At 54.1% G+C, this 5,371-nt stretch carries 3 rRNA genes; all 3 read right to left on the bottom strand.

Annotation, left to right across the window (positions count from 1 at the left end):
• Positions 1-117 (bottom strand): 5S ribosomal RNA (gene rrf, locus GC425_RS09860).
• 123 nt (positions 118-240) lie between these two features.
• Positions 241-3,314 (bottom strand): 23S ribosomal RNA (locus GC425_RS09855).
• A gap of 355 nt (positions 3,315-3,669) precedes the next feature.
• Positions 3,670-5,195: ribosomal RNA gene (locus tag GC425_RS09850) — 16S ribosomal RNA — on the bottom strand.
• The 16S, 23S and 5S rRNA genes sit together here, the layout of an rRNA operon.
• Positions 5,196-5,371: the final 176 nt, after the last annotated feature.

Below are 5,371 nucleotides of genomic sequence, written 5' to 3'. Positions count from 1 at the left end.
AGCCGGCGGTGACCTACTCTCCCACACCCTCCCAGGTGCAGTACCATCGGCGCTGACGGGCTTAGCTTCCGGGTTCGGAAAGGGACCGGGCGTGACCCCATCGCTAAAACCACCGACAAACCAAACAAAGGAAAACACACACCACCCACCAAGGGGATGTGCCGTGTCATCCCAGACACTGCATAACAGACGCGAGCAACAACTCAAACACGGTTTTTTGTAAACACCCTGATTAAACAGGTTGTGTTTTTTTCGGTGTATTAGTACCGGTCACCTCCACACCTCACAGCGCTTCCAGATCCGGCCTATCAACCCCATAATCTATAGGGAACCTCAAAAGAAACCTCATCTCGAAACAGGCTTCCCGCTTAGATGCTTTCAGCGGTTATCCCTTCCATACGTAGCCAACCAGCCATGCCACGGGCGTGACAACTGGCCCACCAGAGGTATGTCCGTCCCGGTCCTCTCGTACTAGGGACAGCCTTTCTCAAGTTTCAACGCGCACGGCGGATAGAGACCGAACTGTCTCACGACGTTCTAAACCCAGCTCGCGTGCCGCTTTAATGGGCGAACAGCCCAACCCTTGGGACCTACTCCAGCCCCAGGATGCGACGAGCCGACATCGAGGTGCCAAACCATCCCGTCGATATGGACTCTTGGGGAAGATCAGCCTGTTATCCCCGGGGTACCTTTTATCCGTTGAGCGACACCGCTTCCACAAGCCGGTGCCGGATCACTAGTCCCTACTTTCGTACCTGCTCGACCTGTCAGTCTCACAGTCAAGCTCCCTTGTGCACTTACACTCAACACCTGATTGCCAACCAGGCTGAGGGAACCTTTGGGCGCCTCCGTTACTCTTTGGGAGGCAACCGCCCCAGTTAAACTACCCACCAGGCACTGTCCCTAACCCAGATCATGGGCCGAGGTTGAGATGCTCAATACGATCAGAGTGGTATTTCAACAACGACTCCACCACCACTGGCGTGATAGCTTCACAGTCTCCCACCTATCCTACACAAACCGAACCAAACACCAATACCAAGCTATAGTGAAGGTCCCGGGGTCTTTTCGTCCTGCCGCGCGTAACGAGCATCTTTACTCGTACTGCAATTTCGCCGGGCCTGTGGTTGAGACAGCAGAGAAGTCGTTACGCCATTCGTGCAGGTCGGAACTTACCCGACAAGGAATTTCGCTACCTTAGGATGGTTATAGTTACCACCGCCGTTTACTGGGGCTTAAATTCTCCGCTTCGACCACACAGTGATCTAACAGGTCCTCTTAACCTTCCAGCACCGGGCAGGCGTCAGTCCGTATACATCGACTTACCGTCTTCGCACGGACCTGTGTTTTTAGTAAACAGTCGCTTCCCTCTATTCTCTGCGACCACCACCAGCTCAACCAGTCTGTCACCAGCAGTGGCCCCCCTTCTCCCGAAGTTACGGGGGCATTTTGCCGAGTTCCTTAACCACAGTTCACCCGATCGCCTTAGTATTCTCTACCTGACCACCTGTGTCGGTTATGGGTACGGGCCGTCCATGCACTCGCTAGAGGCTTTTCTCGGCAGCATAGGATCACCAACATCCCCACAACGGGTACGCATCACGCCTCACCCTTCAAATGTGCGCCGGATTTACCAAACACACGGGCCACACGCTTACACCACAATCCAATAAGTGGCTTGGCTACCTTCCTGCGTCACCCCATCACTTGGCTACTACCACATCAGGTCCCACGCATCCCCACACACAAACACCCAAAAGGTGCCCGTGCGGGTTCAGGGCGGTTAGTATCAATGATTCACCACTGGGCGCGCACACACGGGTACGGGAATATCAACCCGTTATCCATCGACTACGCCTGTCGGCCTCGCCTTAGGTCCCGACTCACCCTGGGAAGATTAGCTTGACCCAGGAACCCTTAGTCATTCGGCGGATGAGTTTTCCACTCATCATTCGCTACTCATGCCTGCATTCTCACTCGCATAGCCTCCAGCACTGGGTCACCCCGCACCTTCAACGGCCACACGACGCTCCCCTACCAACCCCAAAAATGGAGTTCCGCGGCTTCGGCGGTGTACTTGAGCCCCACTACATTGTCGGCGCAGAACCACTCGACCAGTGAGCTATTACGCACTCTTTCAAGGATGGCTGCTTCTAAGCCAACCTCCTGGCTGTCTTCGCGATCCCACATCCTTTTCCACTTAGTACACTCTTAGGGGCCTTAGCCGGCGATCTGGGCTGTTTCCCTCTCGACTACGAAGCTTATCCCCCGCAGTCTCACTGCCGCGCTCTGACTTACCGGCATTCGGAGTTTGGCTGATGTCGCTAAGATGTTGGTCCCGCTAAACCATCCAGTAGCTCTACCTCCGGCAAGAAACACACGACGCTGCACCTAAATGCATTTCGGGGAGAACCAGCTATCACGGAGTTTGATTGGCCTTTCACCCCTACCCACAACTCATCCCCTCAGTTTTCAACCTAAGTGGGTTCGCGCCTCCACAGCGTCTTACCGCTGCTTCACACTGGCCATGGGTAGATCACCCCGCTTCGGGTCCAGGACATGCCACTAAACACACTCGTTAGTATTCGCTTTCGCTACGACTACCCCACAGTCCGGGTTAACCTCGCGACATGCCGCTGACTCGCAGGCTCATTCTTCAAAAGGCACGCCATCACCCCACAAGAGGCTCTGACGGATTGTAAGCACACGGTTTCAGGTACTATTTCACTCCCCTCCCGGGGTACTTTTCACCATTCCCTCACGGTACTACTCCGCTATCGGTCACGATACAAGTATTCAGGCTTACCGGGTGGTCCCGGCAGATTCACAGCAGATTCCACGAGCCCGCTGCTACTCGGGGACACTCATCAACACAACACACACATGCTTTCACGTACCGGACTCTCACCGTCTACGGCAGGCCATTCCAAACCACTTCCGCTAACACACACGCATCATGCACGGCATGGCAGCACCGCACAACAAGGCCCCACAACCCCACACACGCAACCCCTGCCAGGTATCACACGCATATGGTTTAGCCAACATCCACGTTCGTTCGCCACTACTAGCAGAATCATTAATTTATTTTCTCTTCCTACGGGTACTGAGATGTTTCACTTCCCCGCGTTCCCTCCATACCAACTATGAATTCATCGGCAGGTGACCGCACACAACTACGGCCGGGTTTCCCCATTCGGACACCCTCGGATCAACGCTCTATTGGCAACTCCCCGAGGCCTATCGTGGCCTTACACGTCCTTCATCGGCTTATCGTGCCAAGGCATCCACCGTGTGCCCTTAACAAAAACACAACACAGAATGCTTACAAAAAAACACTAAAACAACCACGCAAACCACACACACGAACCCGAAAAACCGGGCACGCGGTGAGTACTCACGTCAATTGCAAAAAAGAAGATACTCGCGTCCACTATACAGTTCTCAAACAACACGAAACACACAAACACCAACCACCTACCGGTAGTCACCGTCCACATGCTCCCCATGTACAGGAATAACACACGTCATTCCAGACACCCAACAGTAGCAACAAACCAAGCACCAATCCACTTCCACACCCACACCCTCTTCGGTGCGAGTCAGACACAATCACCATCCATGCGATCTACCCAGATTCGAAAAAACAAAAACAAAAATACTCCTTAGAAAGGAGGTGATCCAGCCGCACCTTCCGGTACGGCTACCTTGTTACGACTTCGTCCCAATCGCCGATCCCACCTTCGACAGCTCCCTAACGAGTTTAGGCCACTGGCTTCGGGTGTTACCAACTTTCATGACGTGACGGGCGGTGTGTACAAGGCCCGGGAACGTATTCACCGCAGCATTGCTGATCTGCGATTACTAGCGACTCCGACTTCATGGGGTCGAGTTGCAGACCCCAATCCGAACTGAGACCGGCTTTAAGGGATTAGCTCCACCTCACGGTATCGCAACCCACTGTACCGACCATTGTAGCACGTGTGAAGCCCTGGACATAAGGGGCATGATGATTTGACGTCATCCCCACCTTCCTCCGAGTTAACCCCGGCAGTCTCTCGCGAGTCCCCACCATAACGTGCTGGCAACACAAGACAAGGGTTGCGCTCGTTGCGGGACTTAACCCAACATCTCACGACACGAGCTGACGACAACCATGCACCACCTGTATACAAGCCACAAAGGGAAAACACATCTCTGTGCCGATCCTGCATATGTCAAGCCCAGGTAAGGTTCTTCGCGTTGCATCGAATTAATCCACATGCTCCGCCGCTTGTGCGGGCCCCCGTCAATTCCTTTGAGTTTTAGCCTTGCGGCCGTACTCCCCAGGCGGGGCGCTTAATGCGTTAGCTACGGCACGGAAATCGTAGAAAGATCCCCACACCTAGCGCCCACCGTTTACGGCATGGACTACCAGGGTATCTAATCCTGTTCGCTACCCATGCTTTCGCTCCTCAGCGTCAGTTACTGCCCAGAGACCTGCCTTCGCCATCGGTGTTCCTCCTGATATCTGCGCATTTCACCGCTACACCAGGAATTCCAGTCTCCCCTACAGCACTCTAGTTATGCCCGTATCACCTGCAGACCCGGAGTTAAGCCCCGGGCTTTCACAGACGACGCGACAAACCACCTACGAGCTCTTTACGCCCAGTAATTCCGGACAACGCTCGCACCCTACGTATTACCGCGGCTGCTGGCACGTAGTTAGCCGGTGCTTCTTATCCAGGTACCGTCACCCAAAAGGCTTCTTCCCTAGCGAAAGAGGTTTACAACCCGAAGGCCGTCATCCCTCACGCGGCGTCGCTGCATCAGGCTTGCGCCCATTGTGCAATATTCCCCACTGCTGCCTCCCGTAGGAGTCTGGGCCGTGTCTCAGTCCCAATGTGGCCGTACACCCTCTCAGGCCGGCTACCCGTCGTCGCCTTGGTAGGCCATTACCCCACCAACAAGCTGATAGGCCGCGAGCTCATCCTGCACCGAAAAAACTTTCCACCACCGACACTAAACGATGGTCCTATCCGGTATTAGACCCAGTTTCCCAGGCTTATCCCAGAGTGCAGGGCAGATCACCCACGTGTTACTCACCCGTTCGCCACTCGAGTACCCCTTGCAAGCAAGAGGCCTTTCCGTTCGACTTGCATGTGTTAAGCACGCCGCCAGCGTTCGTCCTGAGCCAGGATCAAACTCTCCATAAAAGCAAATCAGCACTACAAGAGAGCCAAAAACTAGCTACAAAAAAATAAAACTACTGACAAAAGAATCAAAATAAATCATTCAAAAACCTGTCACTGCCATCACCAGCCCCGACGGGAAGAAGGGACCTCCAACAACAACAAGCCACAGTCAGACAACAACAACACACACAAAAACC

This window comes from Corynebacterium sp. zg254 (assembly GCF_024701495.1).
Taxonomy (GTDB): Bacteria; Actinomycetota; Actinomycetes; order Mycobacteriales; family Mycobacteriaceae; genus Corynebacterium; species Corynebacterium zhongnanshanii.
The sequence above is the reverse complement of the archived record's forward strand: the minus strand, read 5'-3'. Positions and strand labels throughout refer to the sequence as shown.